The organism is Paenibacillus sp. S-38 (assembly GCF_049942825.1).
Taxonomy (GTDB): domain Bacteria; phylum Bacillota; class Bacilli; order Paenibacillales; family NBRC-103111; genus Paenibacillus_G.
Genome location: NZ_CP187970.1, coordinates 745,632 through 759,295, shown reverse-complemented (window position 1 = coordinate 759,295; position 13,664 = coordinate 745,632). Strand labels below are relative to the sequence as shown.

15 protein-coding genes and 1 pseudogene are annotated in these 13,664 nt (G+C 59.9%); 8 read left to right on the top strand and 8 right to left on the bottom strand.

Annotated elements, in window-relative coordinates:
* Window positions 1-15 precede the first annotated feature (15 nt).
* Window positions 16-603 carry a type 1 glutamine amidotransferase family protein gene (locus ACP26L_RS03660; protein WP_426451160.1) on the bottom strand — a complete coding sequence of 196 codons (588 nt, stop codon included), beginning with the start codon at window positions 601-603 and terminating at the stop codon, window positions 16-18.
* A gap of 159 nt (window positions 604-762) precedes the next feature.
* Between ACP26L_RS03660 and ACP26L_RS03655 the strand changes: the two genes are divergently transcribed.
* Window positions 763-1,158 carry a YkvA family protein gene (locus ACP26L_RS03655; RefSeq protein WP_426451158.1) on the top strand — a complete coding sequence of 132 codons (396 nt, stop codon included), beginning with the start codon at window positions 763-765 and terminating at the stop codon, window positions 1,156-1,158.
* A 111-nt stretch (window positions 1,159-1,269) separates the two neighbouring features.
* On the opposite strand, the gene ACP26L_RS03650 is transcribed toward ACP26L_RS03655, so the two are convergent.
* Entirely contained in the window at window positions 1,270-2,652 is a 1,383-nt protein-coding gene (locus ACP26L_RS03650) for an MFS transporter (RefSeq protein WP_426451157.1), read from the bottom strand.
* Between the two features lie 185 nt (window positions 2,653-2,837).
* On the opposite strand from ACP26L_RS03650, the gene ACP26L_RS03645 reads away from it, so the two are divergent.
* The 3 genes from ACP26L_RS03645 to ACP26L_RS03635 all read left to right on the top strand — a co-directional run bounded on the left by ACP26L_RS03645 (window position 2,838) and on the right by ACP26L_RS03635 (window position 5,914).
* Entirely contained in the window at window positions 2,838-3,302 is a 465-nt protein-coding gene (locus tag ACP26L_RS03645) for a MarR family winged helix-turn-helix transcriptional regulator (protein ID WP_426451156.1), read from the top strand.
* Window positions 3,303-3,664: 362 nt separating this feature from the next.
* Window positions 3,665-5,236: an FAD-dependent oxidoreductase gene (locus ACP26L_RS03640; RefSeq protein WP_426451154.1), complete on the top strand. Its 1,572-nt coding sequence runs from the start codon at window positions 3,665-3,667 to the stop codon at window positions 5,234-5,236.
* Window positions 5,237-5,404: 168 nt separating this feature from the next.
* Window positions 5,405-5,914 (top strand): hypothetical protein, encoded by a 510-nt coding sequence (locus tag ACP26L_RS03635; protein ID WP_426451152.1) that lies wholly within the window; start codon window positions 5,405-5,407, stop codon window positions 5,912-5,914.
* A gap of 57 nt (window positions 5,915-5,971) precedes the next feature.
* Here the strand turns inward: ACP26L_RS03635 and ACP26L_RS03630 are convergent, their stop codons facing one another.
* From ACP26L_RS03630 to ACP26L_RS03610, 5 genes and pseudogenes are all read right to left on the bottom strand, one after another.
* Window positions 5,972-6,598, bottom strand: coding sequence for an NUDIX hydrolase (locus ACP26L_RS03630; RefSeq protein WP_426451151.1), 627 nt, complete (start codon window positions 6,596-6,598; stop codon window positions 5,972-5,974).
* Window positions 6,599-6,838: 240 nt separating this feature from the next.
* Window positions 6,839-7,153, bottom strand: a complete 315-nt coding sequence (locus ACP26L_RS03625) for an EAL domain-containing protein (protein ID WP_426451149.1) — start codon at window positions 7,151-7,153, stop codon at window positions 6,839-6,841.
* Window positions 7,089-7,223, bottom strand: a complete 135-nt coding sequence (locus ACP26L_RS03620) for a hypothetical protein (protein WP_426451147.1) — start codon at window positions 7,221-7,223, stop codon at window positions 7,089-7,091. The genes ACP26L_RS03625 and ACP26L_RS03620 overlap by 65 nt, the downstream gene beginning before the upstream one ends.
* 106 nt (window positions 7,224-7,329) lie before the next feature.
* Window positions 7,330-7,731: pseudogene (locus ACP26L_RS03615) on the bottom strand (GGDEF domain-containing protein); the annotation flags it as partial.
* Between the two features lie 460 nt (window positions 7,732-8,191).
* The gene (locus tag ACP26L_RS03610; protein ID WP_426451146.1) at window positions 8,192-8,725 is read right to left on the bottom strand and encodes a hypothetical protein; all 534 of its coding nucleotides are present in this window, start codon (window positions 8,723-8,725) and stop codon (window positions 8,192-8,194) included.
* Window positions 8,726-9,025: 300 nt separating this feature from the next.
* Here ACP26L_RS03610 and ACP26L_RS03605 point away from each other — a divergent pair, with 300 nt between their 5' ends.
* The 4 genes from ACP26L_RS03605 (at window position 9,026) to ACP26L_RS03590 (ending at window position 11,765) form a co-directional block, all read left to right on the top strand.
* Window positions 9,026-9,499, top strand: coding sequence for a GNAT family N-acetyltransferase (locus ACP26L_RS03605; protein ID WP_426451145.1), 474 nt, complete (start codon window positions 9,026-9,028; stop codon window positions 9,497-9,499).
* A gap of 108 nt (window positions 9,500-9,607) precedes the next feature.
* Complete coding sequence (locus tag ACP26L_RS03600; protein WP_426451144.1) at window positions 9,608-9,940, top strand: DUF1904 family protein; 333 nt, start codon at window positions 9,608-9,610, stop codon at window positions 9,938-9,940.
* Window positions 9,941-10,118: 178 nt separating this feature from the next.
* Window positions 10,119-11,081 (top strand): peptide-methionine (S)-S-oxide reductase MsrA, encoded by a 963-nt coding sequence (gene msrA / locus ACP26L_RS03595; protein WP_426451143.1) that lies wholly within the window; start codon window positions 10,119-10,121, stop codon window positions 11,079-11,081.
* A 102-nt stretch (window positions 11,082-11,183) separates the two neighbouring features.
* Window positions 11,184-11,765: a GNAT family N-acetyltransferase gene (locus ACP26L_RS03590; protein WP_426451142.1), complete on the top strand. Its 582-nt coding sequence runs from the start codon at window positions 11,184-11,186 to the stop codon at window positions 11,763-11,765.
* Window positions 11,766-12,007: 242 nt separating this feature from the next.
* Here ACP26L_RS03590 and ACP26L_RS03585 read toward each other — a convergent pair whose 3' ends face one another.
* Window positions 12,008-13,516 (bottom strand): alpha-glucosidase/alpha-galactosidase, encoded by a 1,509-nt coding sequence (locus ACP26L_RS03585; protein WP_426451141.1) that lies wholly within the window; start codon window positions 13,514-13,516, stop codon window positions 12,008-12,010.
* Between the last annotated feature and the right edge of the window lie 148 nt (window positions 13,517-13,664).

Below are 13,664 nucleotides of genomic sequence, written 5' to 3'. Positions count from 1 at the left end.
CACGGTCCGTTCTTTCTACACCGATTGGGGGGCATACCCTTTTTTGAATATGGCATACCATTCCTGCAGGCCCTCACCTTCCAGCACGCCGAGTTTCTCCAGAATATGCGCCGCAAATTCCACGGCCGCCGTGCCGTTGGCAGTAATCCAATTCCCGGCGCTGACCGACTGGGCGTCGACATACTGTGCCTCGCCCCGGTACTCCGGCGCCCCTTCCTTGAGATAAGCGAGGGAATTGCCGGTGTGCCTCTCATGGTCAAGGAATCCATACCGTGCCAGGAATGTGGTGGCATCGCAGATCGCCGCGACCGGAACGGAGTCCCTTGCGCAGGAAGCCACCAGCTCCCGGACCGGCACATTCCGCTCCTCTAGCCAGCTCGTTCCCCCCGGCAGAATGAGCATCGCCGGCTTGGCATCCGGTTTGTAATCCGTTAGACTGTATTCGGGGATCACGCGAAGCCCGCCCATCGAGACTTTGGGTTCAAGGTCGACCGCAATCGTGCGGATGCGGAAGCCCGTGCCCGGCTTGTTGAGCTCCGCAGTAACATACGACGCCTCCCAATCCGCGAATCCGTCGGTAATCAGCAGCAGCACATCATTCATATCTTAACAGCCTCCTGTGCCCCTCTTGGGGTGTTGTCCTTATATTGTAACTCCTGAACCCTGACAACAGGGTGTCAGCAGAGCCGGGCTCCTGCACAAAAAATGCAACGCTGCACGAATCCCCCTGCCGCCGTACTACAATGACCAAGGAGGACTCCGATGCTCGACCGGATCAAACGGGAAGCCCGCCGGCTGAAATCCCAGCTTATGACGCTCTACCTGTGTGCCAAAGACCCCAGGGTACCGTTCGGCGTACGCCTCTTCGCCCTGCTCGTCGCCGCCTATGCCTTCAGCCCCATCGACCTGATCCCCGACTTCATTCCGGTGCTCGGCTATCTCGATGACCTGATTCTCGTCCCTCTCGGCATCATGCTGGTGCTGCGCTGGATTCCGAAGCCCGTATTGGAGGACAACCGGCGCCGGGCCGAAGCGCTGCAGACCCGTCCCAAGAATTGGGTTACTGCGGCCTTGTTTATCCTGGTCTGGATCCTGCTCGCTTTGTGGCTCTGCCACTGGCTTGTCCGGGTCATTGGATCAGGGGGAGGATGGGATTAACCGCAGCATCAATAGGTTCGCATTCCGGCTCCGTACGCTGGAACATCCATCTGCCCGCAGCAAGCACAACAGCCTTGATCTTCCCTAAGAGGAGACCAAGGCTGTTTCGGTTTATCCCCGGACGGGCTCTGCCGCCTCGGTCCCCTCCGGCAGCACCCCGCTGCCGCGTTTGCGCCTGACGTACCGGAAGCAGAGTACGGCCGAGCCTACCGCTGCTGCCGCCATCACCCAGTAGAGGCCGGCAAAGGTAGCGCCCAGAGGCCGGGAAGACGGCCAGGCCAGCACAGTGCTCGTCAGAGCGACGCCAAGGGCGCCGCCGAAGAACTGCGTCAGCTGTGCCAGCCCCATGCCCGCCCCAATCTCGCTCGGGGCCAGAATCCGCGACATCTCATTGGACGCGCTTGACCCAATCGCGGACACCGACACGCTCAGCACCACATACGCACCGGCGATGGCATACACGGATTCGGCAGAAAAGAGCGCGAACCCGGCTGCAGCGAGGATCAGTCCCGCGTGGCCCGCTGCAATGACCGGCGTATTCCCGGCACGGTCGATCCACTTCCCGATCCGGGGCGACAGCAGAGCGGTCAGGATCGCCCCCGGGAAGATCAGGAACCCGGTCACTGTAGAACCCGTACCGAACAGACGCGAGAGCATCATCGGCATCAGGAACAGGGAGGAGAAGTTAAGGATGTAAGCAATAAACCCCATGAAGAGCAGGCTGAGGTAGTTACGGTTGCGCAGCAGCGAAGGCTGGACGAAAGGATCCGCCGTCCGGTGAATCCGGAACCAGAAGCCGGCCAGGGCGGCTGCCCCGACCGCCAGCGTCAGCCACTGGCGGTTCGTCAGGAAGAGCAGCAGGCCCGTTACGCCCGCTCCGATCAGCAGAGCGCCGGTCCAGTCGAAGCGGACCGGAGCGGTCGTCTGCTGAGGCAGGTTCCGGTAGAATACCGGCAGCAGCAGAAGCACCATCGCCGTCACGATGAACAGCATATTCCATCCCAGGTACTGCGACATCGTTCCGCCGACGATCGGGCCGAGGCCGAAGCCGAAGGAAGCTGCGGAGATGATGGTCGACATCGCTTTGCCCCGCCGCTCGAGAGGAACATACCGGGTGACAAGCACGACGCCAAGGCCTGGAGCCGAAGCGGCTCCAACCGCCTGAAGCAGCCTGGCGGCCAGCACACCGTAGAAGTGGTGCGAGAGCAGGCCCACGATCGATCCGGTGCCGAGCAGCAGCAGGCCGGCGGTGAGCAGCGTGCGGATCGGCAGGAAGTCCGACAGGCGGCTGTACGTGATGGAAGCGATGGCGAAGAGAATGGAGTAGCCGGTCACAATCCAGGAGGCACTCGTGGTGGACAGACCGAGATCGGCGGCTACCGTAGGCAGCGCCACATTGAACATGGTGGTGTTCATGACCACCAGCAGAACCGTCAGGCTCCAGAGGGGAATGATCAGCGATTCCTTGAAAGATGTAGAGATCGGGGAACTCACGGGGAAGGCCTCCTTTGATTCGGAATTTACTTTTCTGATAATAGTATTATAATAAAAGTATTGTCAGAACTATATCCCAATTGTTCCCTATTGTCAATCCCCTCCGTCAACATGCCCCTTCCCTTTTGCTTTGAGAGAGGCTGTAGTACAATCGGAATATGAATTGGTAAAGGTGGTTCACTCCTATGTCATCCAACCCCATCAACACCTTCTGGTGCTCTCTGCTGGAGCTGAACCGCACCCTGAAGTCGACCCTCTGCCTGCTCAGTACGGAAGCGGAGGTTCCGCCTTCGGCCGTATCGCTCGTGTTCAAGATGGAGCACGAAACCAGCATGAAAATCAACTGTGTGGCCGAATACCTCGGCATCACGATCGGTGCCGCTTCGAACCTGCTCGACCGCCTCGAAGAGAAAGGCTGGACCCAGCGCCTGCGTTCCGAAGAGGACCGGCGCATCACGTATGTCAGCCTGACACCGCAGGGAATGGAGCAGCTCCTTGCTTGGAGAAGCCGATTCGCAGACCATGCGGAGGCGATCTTCGGCAGGCTGGACCCCCAGCGTCTGGAGGCGCTGGAGGGGTCGGTAACGGATATCTCCCGTTATCTGAGCGAATACAACGCCTCGTACGAAGATCGGAAGAACACCAAGTAAGCGATCTCCCCTATAGTTCGCTGCTTTCTTCAGCTGCTGCTGTATCCGCCGCACCGCCATGTTTGTGTATTCGGCGATGCTGCTTGAGCGATGTCCAAGACCAGAAGGCCGGAGCTTCCAAAGGGAAGTCCGGCCTTCTGTCTTACGCCCGGCCGTTTACTCCATTTCCGGATTTGATTTGACTCCCTGGCTTCCCATTCCCATCCACACCCCACACCGAGTCCGGTGACCGTGTCTTCACGTGCCGAAGCTTAGGATCGGCTTCCTGCTCCCTGACTGTAACATTTTGGAATCCACTTGAGTCTAAGATAGAGAATGCCGAATCCTATTCCTATCTTACGCACCCAAGGAGGCTGATCTACATGCATCGCGAAACCGAAACGGACATCGCCATTATCGGCGGCGGAGTAGGCGGCATTGCCGCTGCGCTCTCGGCCTGCCGGATGGGCAGACGGGTGGTACTGACCGAGGAAACCGGCTGGATCGGCGGGCAGCTGACGAGCCAGGCTGTTCCTCCGGATGAGCACCGGTGGATCGAACAGTTCGGCTGCACGCGCAGCTACCGGCAGTTCCGTGAAGGCGTGCGCGCCTTCTACAGAGAGCACTTTCCCCTGACGGCCGAAGCGCGTGCCGTCTACCACCTGAACCCGGGCAACGGCGGAGTCAGCCGGCTCTGCGCGGAGCCGAGGGCCATGCTGGAGGTGCTGCAGGCGATGATCGCCCCCTTCGTGCACAGCGGCCGGTTGACCCTGCTGCTTCACTGCCGGCCCGTCAGCGCCGAAACGGACGGAGATACCGTCCGCTCGGTCACCGTTCAGGAAGCGTGCGGTTCCCGGCTGACCATCCGCGCCCCCTACTTCCTGGATGCCACCGAATGCGGGGATCTGCTGCCGCTGGCCGGCGTGGAATACGTCACGGGGGCGGAGTCCCGGGCGGAGACGAATGAGCCTCACGCCCTCGACGGACCGGCCGATCCGCATGACATCCAGGCGTTCACCTGGTGCCTGGCCATGGATTACCTCGACGGGGAGAGTCATGTCATCGACAAGCCGAGAGACTATGCATTCTGGCGGAACTACCGGGCGGACTTCTGGCCGGACCGCCAGCTCAGCTGGGTGTCTCCGAACCCCGTGACGCTGGAGCCGACCGAGGAAACACTCTTCTGGGGTACGGACAAATACCCCCTGTTTATCTACCGGCGAATCCTCGACAGGTCGAATTTCATGCCGGGAACCTATCCGAGTGATATCTCCATTGTGAACTGGTCCCAGAACGATTATTGGTTAGGGCGCATTTACGATGTGCCGCCTCATGAGTCGCAGCGGCATCTGGAGGGTGCACGGCAGCTCAGCCTGTCGCTGCTGTACTGGCTGCAGACCGAGGCTCCTCGGCCGGACGGCAAGACGGGATACCCGGGACTTAGACTGCGGCCGGACGTGACCGGGACGGCCGACGGACTGGCCAAGGCTCCCTACATCCGGGAGTCCCGCCGCATCCGCGCCCAGTTCACGGTATACGAGCAGCATGTGAGCGCTGCGGTGCGCGGGGAGCAGGGGGCCGTTCCTTTTCCCGACAGCGTCGGCATCGGCTGCTACCGGATCGACCTTCATCCGAGCACCGCGGGCAGGAACTATCTCGATATCTCGTCCCTTCCCTTCCAGATCCCGCTCGGCAGCCTGCTGCCCGTACGGGTGCGCAATCTGCTGCCTGCCTGCAAAAATATCGGAACGACGCACATTACGAACGGCTGCTATCGGCTTCATCCGGTCGAGTGGAACATCGGGGAGTCGGCCGGGGCACTAGCCGCGTACTGCCTGGATCAGAAGACGGTGCCTTCCCAGGTCCGCAGCGATGCCTTCAAGCTGGAAGCTTTCCAGAGCCTGCTGACAGGCTTCGGCGTGGAGCTCGCCTGGCCGAAGATCGGCGCCGTCTGATCCGGCAGGTCCGCTCCATTCGCCGGTCATGGGAGCTGTTGTCTACGGTCACATGACAAGGGAGTGACCCGGAACACTGGTCATATGACGGATGCCTCTTTATCATGGAGGGAGAAGCTTACCCGAAGCTTACCCCACTTTTCCCCGACAGATAGGAGTCTTCCCCCCATGAAAAAGAGAAATCATACCTTCACTCTCGCACTGGTCTTGGCCGGAGCTGCCGCCCTAGCCGCCGGCTGCTCCGCAGATACGGTTACCCTTCCTACACCGGACGGCGGCAAAGCCGTCATTAGCAGCGACAAGGAAATGTCCACGATCACGACGGACAAAGGAAAGATGACCCTCTCCGGCGAGAACCAGCTCCCGGAAGGCTTTCCGAAGGAGATCCCCATCCCGGACAAAGCCGCCATCCAGGCCTCGATGAAATCCGAGGGCAAAGACGGCGGTGAAGTCTATACGGTCGCCTACGAGATCGAACAGCCTTTTGAGAAGAGCAAGAACGAGGTAGAAGCGTTCTTCAAAAGCTCTGGGTACACGGAATCGACGCGCCTGACGGATGAATCGATTTTCCTGATTGCCGGCAAGAAGGATGGGCTCAGTCTTCACTTCACGGTGTCCAAGGACATGGAGTCGGACCGCAAGACCGCCGTCACCATTGTTCACGAGGCCAATAAATAACATAATCCCCCAGTTCCTCTCCGGAAAGAGGTGCTGGGGGATTCGCTGCTTGTACCGTTAATCCAGAAGAACGGCTTTGTGCGGATTCTGGAGATATTCGAACATCGTGAGAATTTGCGCCTTGGTGTTCCGGCCGACCGAGAGCTCCGGCAGCTCGTCAGGGCCGAAGAAGCCCACATCGGAGGTCTCCAGACTGCCTTCGCTGCCGATCCCCTCTCCTCCGACGAGACGGCAGAGAATGAAGATCTTGTAGATATGCCATAGATCCGGCGGATGGTCATGGAACTTCTTGTCCATGACCGCGAGCAGCCGCACCGCCTCGGTATCATATCCGGCTTCTTCGCGGATCTCCTTCACGGCGATCTCCGAGGGAGACAGCCCGATATCGGCCCACCCGCCCGGCAGCGACCAGGCGCCGTCGATTTTCTCGCGGACCAGCAGGATCCGTCCTTCCCGGAACACCACGCCCCGGACATCCACCTTGGGGGTGGCGTACCCCTCTTCACTCGCGAAGGCCAGACGGATCGGCTCTCTTCCGGCCTTCGTATGGTTCTCCACGATCTCAACGGCCAGATCCCGCAGCATGCCGAACCTTTCGAGATCGTACACATCCTTGGAATAGGCAAGTCCCGCCTGGGCAATCGCTTGAATCTGCTTCGCCCATGTCAGCCACTGGGGTTCCATCTTCTACCTCCTCTGCGGTTTAGGTCTTATAGGGCTCATTATACCGCAGGCTTGCCTATACCAGCTTATGCCAATTTTCCTATCTCTATAAGGAGCGGGACACTCCTACCAAGCGGCACGCGTCACATGAGGCTATGACATTCCCGTATCTCGGGAACTTTTGCCTTAACAAAAAGCCCTCTTCAGTAGAGAAGGCCTCCAGGTTTGGTTTGGTTTCATTGTCCCGAAGGAGCGGGTGCCTTAGTCCTCCGCGTTCCCGTTATACTGCTCCAGCAGGCGGACACAGTGCTCGGCAGGCTGGGGCCGGGAAATATAATAGCCCTGTGCGACATCGCAGCCGAGCTCCTTCAGATCCTGAAGCTGCCCTTCCGTTTCCACCCCCTCGGCGGTTACCTGAAGCTTCAGATTATGGGCCATGGCAATGATCGTGCGTACGATCTCCGCGTCGTCTTCATCGCTCAGCATATCACTGACAAAGGAACGGTCGATCTTAAGAATATCGACCGGGAATTTCTTCAGGTACATCAGCGTAAGAATACCCGGTCCTGAAGTCATCGATCGCCATACGCACCCCGGTCGCCTGCAGCGCCCGCAGTCTCGCAATCATGTACTCTTCCTTGTTCATGGCCAGGTTCTCGGTAATCTCGAGGGTGAGCAGGTCCGGCTTGATTCCGGTACACGCCGCCCCTGCCGCCCAGCGCCGCTTCCATGCGGCCTGCAGCCTTCATGAGCAGCCGGTCGCCAAGGGAATGCCCGAACATATCGTTGATTTCCTTGAACCGGTCGAAGTCAATAAAGACCAGCGACAGGCTTCCGCCCTTTGGACGAAGGACGGCCAACTGCTTCTCCATGTCCGCGTTGAAAGCGAACCGGTTCTTCACTCCCGTCAGAGGGTCATGGGAAGCCTGCTGCTCGATCTCCCGGTTCTTTTGCTCCAGCTCCCGGGTGTAAGAGGCCAAGCTGCCGGCCAGCAGGCCGAGCTCATCCTTCCGGCGAATACGGATCTGCGCTTCAAAATTGCCCTTGGCAATCTCCTCCACCTTCCGGATGATGTCGCTAAGCGGGCGGATCAGATAGCCGCACAGCACGTAGCTCCCAACTGCGACGGCGGCGAGCACCAGTGCCGACAGCATCAGATCATGGAGCAGCTGGTGACTCACCACCTCTTCCACCATCCTGTAATCCGTCACGATTGAGACCACGAACGGATCCGGGACGTCGATGACCGGAATGAAGCTCCTGAGCACCCGCACGCCTTGCACACGGGTAATGAAGCTCACCGGCTGTCCCGCGGCCATGGCCCCGCGGCCCCCCTCAAGGTCACGGCCTTCGTCCTTGTACTCATAAGTCCCGAACCGGATCGCCCGGTCGGCGAGCCTGATGAATTTGCGCCCGTTGTTCTCCGTGTACACCGGCGGCTGGCCGAATGTCCGGGGGTTCATTCCCGTGATTTCGAGCGTATGGGGGCTGTATTTCAGCTGCTCCCGGATGTAGTGGTCCGGACCGACCGACTGCCGGAATGAGACCATTCCCTCATCCCTCACATAGGGATTGATGATATAATTGGTCGTGCCGTCATAATAGTACCCCCATTTATCTACATAGTTCGGATCCGATGATGAAACCTCGGCTGGTCCCGTCCAATAGTTGAGGAGTTTTTGGCCTTCGGCAACCGTGACTTCCTGCTTGTCGAACAGCTGCTGGAATGCGTTGTACCAGTATCCCCCACTCCTTCGTACTGAGGTTGATTTCCAGAGGATCGGAGGATCTTACACCGACAATATCGTCTTCGGTGCGGACCAGCAGCGTGATATGGGATACGCCTACCTGTCTGCTCAATGCGGCAAGCTGCTCATTGGTCACCTCCCGGTAATCCGGAGAGAGGGCAAGGAGGGCTGCGACGGAAGCCGAGCGGATCTGCTCGCCCACCCGCTCTTCGACGATGCGGACCGCGTACTCCGCCTGCTCAATGGAGAGACTGAGCTGCTTGGAGATGATCTCATTCTGATGGGCCAGGCTGTCCCGCAGCAGATCCTTCACCGTGAAGTAGGATAGCACATTCTGTATGATAAGGATGACGGCCACTGTTACCGAGAACACCATCGACAATTGGAACCGGATCGACATCAGCGCCCCGCGCCTCGCTTTCCTGCATAACTGCGGATCTTCGTCTCTGCCCGGGCCACCAGTTTCCCTGGGGGTACGACAGCTCAGCCCAGCAAGGAGTCTTACATACTGGGAAACCTCACACCCTTCAGCCGTATGGGTCTCCGGTCACCGGAGACCCGCCGCCGCCCCATATCCCCATCCAACACCCGCACGTTCGTATCCTGGGGATCCACCTTACATTAGAGCAGCCTGCTGACACTGGAAATATGTAGATTCTTTCCTATGGAACCAAGATTACGACTAAGGAGGAACGCAGGCATGGAAGCCATATTGGAAATCAAACAAGTCAGCCATATGGATGCCGGGCTGCACAGCCTCATCGCCCGCCTCGATCAGGACCTCCTGAGCCGGTATCCCAGCGAAGAAGTTCACGTGATCGATTTCACTGATCCGGATGTGGTGCGTGCGACTTTTGTTGTCGCCTATCTGGACGGCAGACCAGCAGGGTGCGGGGCTATCCGTCCCCTGGATGCCGAATGCACGGAATTGAAGCGTTTTTATGTGGAGCCTGCCTTCCGCAGGCGCGGCATAGCCGCACGGATCATCAGCCATTTGGAGGAGCACGCGAGGAGCCAAGGCAGCCGCCTCGTGCGTCTGGAGACCGGCCGGGCGCAGCCGGAGGCCATTGCGCTCTACACCAAGTTCGGCTATAAGCACATTGACCCCTTCGGCGAATACGTCAACTGCCCAAGCAGCGTCTGTATGGAAAAAGAACTGTCATCCGCACCTTAACCGCTGCGGCCGGAAATAGCAATGATCCCGCGTCCCGCTTGTACCCTAGATCGTCTATACATAGTAGAGAACGGCCTCACCCGTTCCGCTTACAGGAGGAACCTACCTATGCCCCATCTGCTCATCCGCGGCGTTCCGGCTGAACGCCTTCGCACGGTCAGCATCCCGCTTCTCGAAGAACTCGCGGCCCTCTGCGCCTGCGGAACCGACAACTTTACGCTTGAATGCATGCATACCACGGCCGTCTTTGCAGGAAAGATCGTACCCTCGTTTCCGTTCGTCGAGGTAGGCTGGTTCGAACGGGGCGCCGACGTACGAGACCGTTTCGCGCAGACCGTTACCCGTCACATCCTCTCCCTCGGCTATGCCGAGGTGGAGACCGTCTTCACGGCCTACCGGGAGGATAGCTACTACATCAACGGCGTGCCGTGCTCCAAGTAGCGTACCGGACCTGCGCCTGTGGGCGCCGGTAGGCGCCGGTAATTCCGTCTGAGCTCCGGGAGCCCCATCGAAGTTTGGGCTCAGCTCCCACCTGCGTTATAATGGAAGAACGGGACGGTTAGGCCGCATTATTTTTCTCCCTGACCCGCCGTTTATCTTTAACCCAAGAGGTGATCCCATGACTGATACAAGAACCGAACTTGCTACATTCGCCGGAGGCTGCTTCTGGTGCATGGTCAAGCCATTCGACGAACAGCCCGGCATTCACAGCGTGATCTCCGGCTATACCGGCGGACATACGGAGAATCCGACCTACCAGGAAGTCTGTTCCGAGACGACCGGACATCTGGAAGCTGTTCAGATCACGTTTGAACCGGATGTGTTCCCTTACGAGAAGCTCGTGGAACTCTTCTGGCAGCAGATCGACCCGACGGACCCCGGAGGGCAGTTCGCAGACCGCGGTACCTCCTACCAGACCGCCATCTTCTATCACTCGGAGGAGCAGCGCCAGATTGCCGAAGCGTCCAAGGCACGCCTGGATGCGAGCGGAAGATTCGATGCTCCGGTCGTCACGCCGATTCTTCCCGCTTCCATATTCTATCCGGCAGAGGACTATCACCAAGGCTTTTATAAAACCAATCCCCAGCGCTACAATGCCTACAGCAAGGCATCGGGCCGTGTCGATTTCATCCGCAAGCACTGGAACACGGAAGAAGACAAGGAAGCGCTTCGCGAACGGCTGACCCCGATGCAGTGGAAGGTCACGCAGGAGAACGGTACCGAGCCTCCCTTCCAGAATGAATTTTGGAACCACAAGGGAGAGGGCCTCTACGTCGATATCGTCTCCGGCGAGCCTCTCTTCAGCTCCCGTGACAAGTTCGATTCAGGCTGCGGCTGGCCGAGCTTTACCCGACCTGTCCGTGCGGCCGGCGTGACGGAGAAGGCCGATTACAGCCACTTCATGGTACGGACGGAAGTGCGCAGCTCCAAAGCGGATGCCCACCTCGGGCACGTTTTCAATGACGGACCGCGCGAAACCGGGGGGCTCCGCTACTGCATCAACTCTGCCGCCCTGCGCTTTGTGCCTATAGAGGATCTCGAGAAGGAAGGCTACGGCGCTTACCTCACCCTCTTTGAATAAAGCCCGGCATCCCGGCAGCTCCTGCATCCGGCGGCAGCCCGACTGATCCTGATAACCCGCCGAACCCGCTCGTACCGAAGATCACCCAAGGAGGTCTGACGCATGTTCAACTACCGGATTGACCGCGAAGTAGAGCTCCAAGTCCTTGAGGCGGGAGACGCCGAGGAATTGTTCCTCCTTACGGACGCCAACCGGCGCTGCCTGCGGCAGTGGATGCCTTGGATTGACGGCACCCAGACCGTGGAAGACAGCCGGGCCTTCATCGAGCATGCCCGCCAGCGGTGGGCCAGAGGCGAAGGCATTACAGCCGGGATCATTGCAGACGGGAGCCTGTGCGGCGTGATCGACCATCACGGGCTGAGCACGCTGAACCGGTCGGCGGCGATCGGCTATTGGCTGGGAGAACCCTACCAGGGCCGCGGCATTATGACGCGGGCCTGCCGCGGGATGATCGATTATGCCTTCCGCAGCCTCGGCATGCACCGGGTCGAGATCCGCGCCGGCGTGGATAACCGGCGCAGCCGGGCCGTCCCCGAGCGGCTCGGCTTCACGATGGAGGGTGTGGCCCGCGGAGCGCAGCGGCTGTACGGCGTGTATATCGACCTCGCCGTCTACAGCATGCTGGCCACCGAGTGGCCCCCCTCCGGTCAGGCTGTGGCCGAAGCGGGGCCCAGCCCATCCTAGGGCGGCATAAGGTCCGCCCCTGATCTGCACAGACAGCCCCCTACTAGAGCTGCACCAAATAGAGAAGGCCCATGCACTCAGCATGGGCCTTCTCTATTTGCTCACTCTGCAGGCTGCCTGGGACTCCCTTACTTTCGCCTCAGCCCGGAGTTCCCTGTTTTATCGACTTCTCCCGCATTCAGACCGGCCGCCCGCTCGCAATTCGCTGCAGCCCTTTCGTTTCAGGCGGTCGCTGCCGCCCTCTACTGTGCCGCTGCGGCCCGCTCTTTGCCCTTGTCGGACTCTCCCGCATTCCGGCTGGCCTGCTCCCGGTTCGCCTCCATCTCCTCCACGGTCTTCACGTGAAGCCGGGCCGCCCCGCGGTAGTCCCCCCGAACGGGCACCTGCAGCCCTTCGGCGAGGCGCGCCTTGGCTTCGGCGATCGCATCTCCGTACTGCGGCAGCCACGCCTCCTGCGCGACCAGCAGCTCGTCGGTCATCTGCCATACTTCCCTTGGGTTGCAGACCGCCCCGACGAGCGGGTCCATCAGCATCGCCTGCCTCAGGAGCTTGTCGTCGCCGCGGACCGCCGCTTCCACCGCAAGGCGCTGCACCGAGATGCTGGCGCTGCACACAGCGGCAGGCCCGAGCGGCAGGGCGCCCACGTGCGCCATCGAGATCCCACTGCGGTCCACATAGCCTGGCGCTTCAATCACGGCATCGTCCGGCAGATTGGAGATGACACCGTTGTTCACCACGTTAAAGTGCCCGCGGTACACCCGTCCGGTCTCGAGCCCTTCGATGATATAGGAGCCGTGCTCCTCCCCGCGCTTCTCCGGTGCGTATTCCAGTGCAGGCTCCTTCAGCCAGTTCGGGAAGTCCGTTTCGAACCAGCGCCGCCCTTCCGTGCAGACCCGCAGATACCCTCCGGTCTCGCCGTTGATCCAGGAGCCGAGGTCAATCCACTCCCCGATCTCCTCCGGACGTTTGCGGTACCAGGGGACATACTCGCTGAGATGGCCGTTCGACTCCGTGCTGTAATAGCCGAACCGCCTCAGCATATCGATGCGCACCTTCTCGGTACGGCTGTAATCCGGGTGGGCCTCGAACGCCTCCAGCAGCCGGCCGGTCAGATCCTCCCCGTTATGCCGGATCTGCACATACCAGGTTTGATGGTTGATGCCGGCGCAGATGATATCGACTTCTTCCTTCTGCAGTCCGAAAGCTTCTGCAATTTGCCGGTGTCCATGCTGCACGCCGTGGCACAGCCCGACAGTCCGTACGCCCCCATATTGGTTGCACGCCCAGGTCAGCATCGCCATGGGGTTCGCATAGTTCAGCAGCAGTACGTCCTCGCGTGCCACCTCCCGGATGTCCTGGCAGATCTGCAGCATCTCGGCAATGCCCCGCTGCCCGTACATAATGCCGCCTGCACAGAGCGTATCCCCCACGCACTGGTCGATCCCGTACCGCAGCGGGATGTCCACATCCGTCGTGAACGCCTCCAGCCCGCCGACCCGGATCGTGCACAGCACATACTTGGCGTCCCTCAGTGCCTCTCTGCGATCTGTAGTCGCCTGGATTTGGATGGAGAGCCCGTTCTCGAGGATATCCCGCTGACAGAGCTGGCGTACCATATCCAGGTTCCTCTCATTCGTATCCATGAAAGCGATCTCGACCTCATGAAACTCCGGCACGGACAGCAGATCACGAAGCAGCCCCCGGGTAAATCCCACACTGCCGGCACCGATAAAAGCGATTTTGAAGCTCATCCGATTTCCTCCTCACGAAGTGACTTGGAATCCTCAAGGATTCCGTCTGTCCTTCATTGTAACAGGGGATATTCGTAAGCGTTATCAATATCCTGACTCCTTCTCCCCCGCCATGGAAAGAATCCTAGCTTTTTGGTACGGCGTCCCT

Excerpts from the sequence above, each read along its gene's own strand:
- ACP26L_RS03660 (WP_426451160.1), bottom strand. The coding sequence starts at position 603 with ATGAATGATGTGCTGCTGCTGATTACCGACGGATTCGCGGATTGGGAG.
- ACP26L_RS03655 (WP_426451158.1), top strand. The coding sequence starts at position 763 with ATGCTCGACCGGATCAAACGGGAAGCCCGCCGGCTGAAATCCCAGCTT.
- ACP26L_RS03645 (WP_426451156.1), top strand. The coding sequence starts at position 2,838 with ATGTCATCCAACCCCATCAACACCTTCTGGTGCTCTCTGCTGGAGCTG.
- ACP26L_RS03640 (WP_426451154.1), top strand. The coding sequence starts at position 3,665 with ATGCATCGCGAAACCGAAACGGACATCGCCATTATCGGCGGCGGAGTA.
- ACP26L_RS03635 (WP_426451152.1), top strand. The coding sequence starts at position 5,405 with ATGAAAAAGAGAAATCATACCTTCACTCTCGCACTGGTCTTGGCCGGA.
- ACP26L_RS03630 (WP_426451151.1), bottom strand. The coding sequence starts at position 6,598 with ATGGAACCCCAGTGGCTGACATGGGCGAAGCAGATTCAAGCGATTGCC.
- ACP26L_RS03625 (WP_426451149.1), bottom strand. The coding sequence starts at position 7,153 with ATGACTTCAGGACCGGGTATTCTTACGCTGATGTACCTGAAGAAATTC.
- ACP26L_RS03620 (WP_426451147.1), bottom strand. The coding sequence starts at position 7,223 with ATGAACAAGGAAGAGTACATGATTGCGAGACTGCGGGCGCTGCAGGCG.
- ACP26L_RS03610 (WP_426451146.1), bottom strand. The coding sequence starts at position 8,725 with ATGTCGATCCGGTTCCAATTGTCGATGGTGTTCTCGGTAACAGTGGCC.
- ACP26L_RS03605 (WP_426451145.1), top strand. The coding sequence starts at position 9,026 with ATGGAAGCCATATTGGAAATCAAACAAGTCAGCCATATGGATGCCGGG.
- ACP26L_RS03600 (WP_426451144.1), top strand. The coding sequence starts at position 9,608 with ATGCCCCATCTGCTCATCCGCGGCGTTCCGGCTGAACGCCTTCGCACG.
- msrA (WP_426451143.1), top strand. The coding sequence starts at position 10,119 with ATGACTGATACAAGAACCGAACTTGCTACATTCGCCGGAGGCTGCTTC.
- ACP26L_RS03590 (WP_426451142.1), top strand. The coding sequence starts at position 11,184 with ATGTTCAACTACCGGATTGACCGCGAAGTAGAGCTCCAAGTCCTTGAG.
- ACP26L_RS03585 (WP_426451141.1), bottom strand. The coding sequence starts at position 13,516 with ATGAGCTTCAAAATCGCTTTTATCGGTGCCGGCAGTGTGGGATTTACC.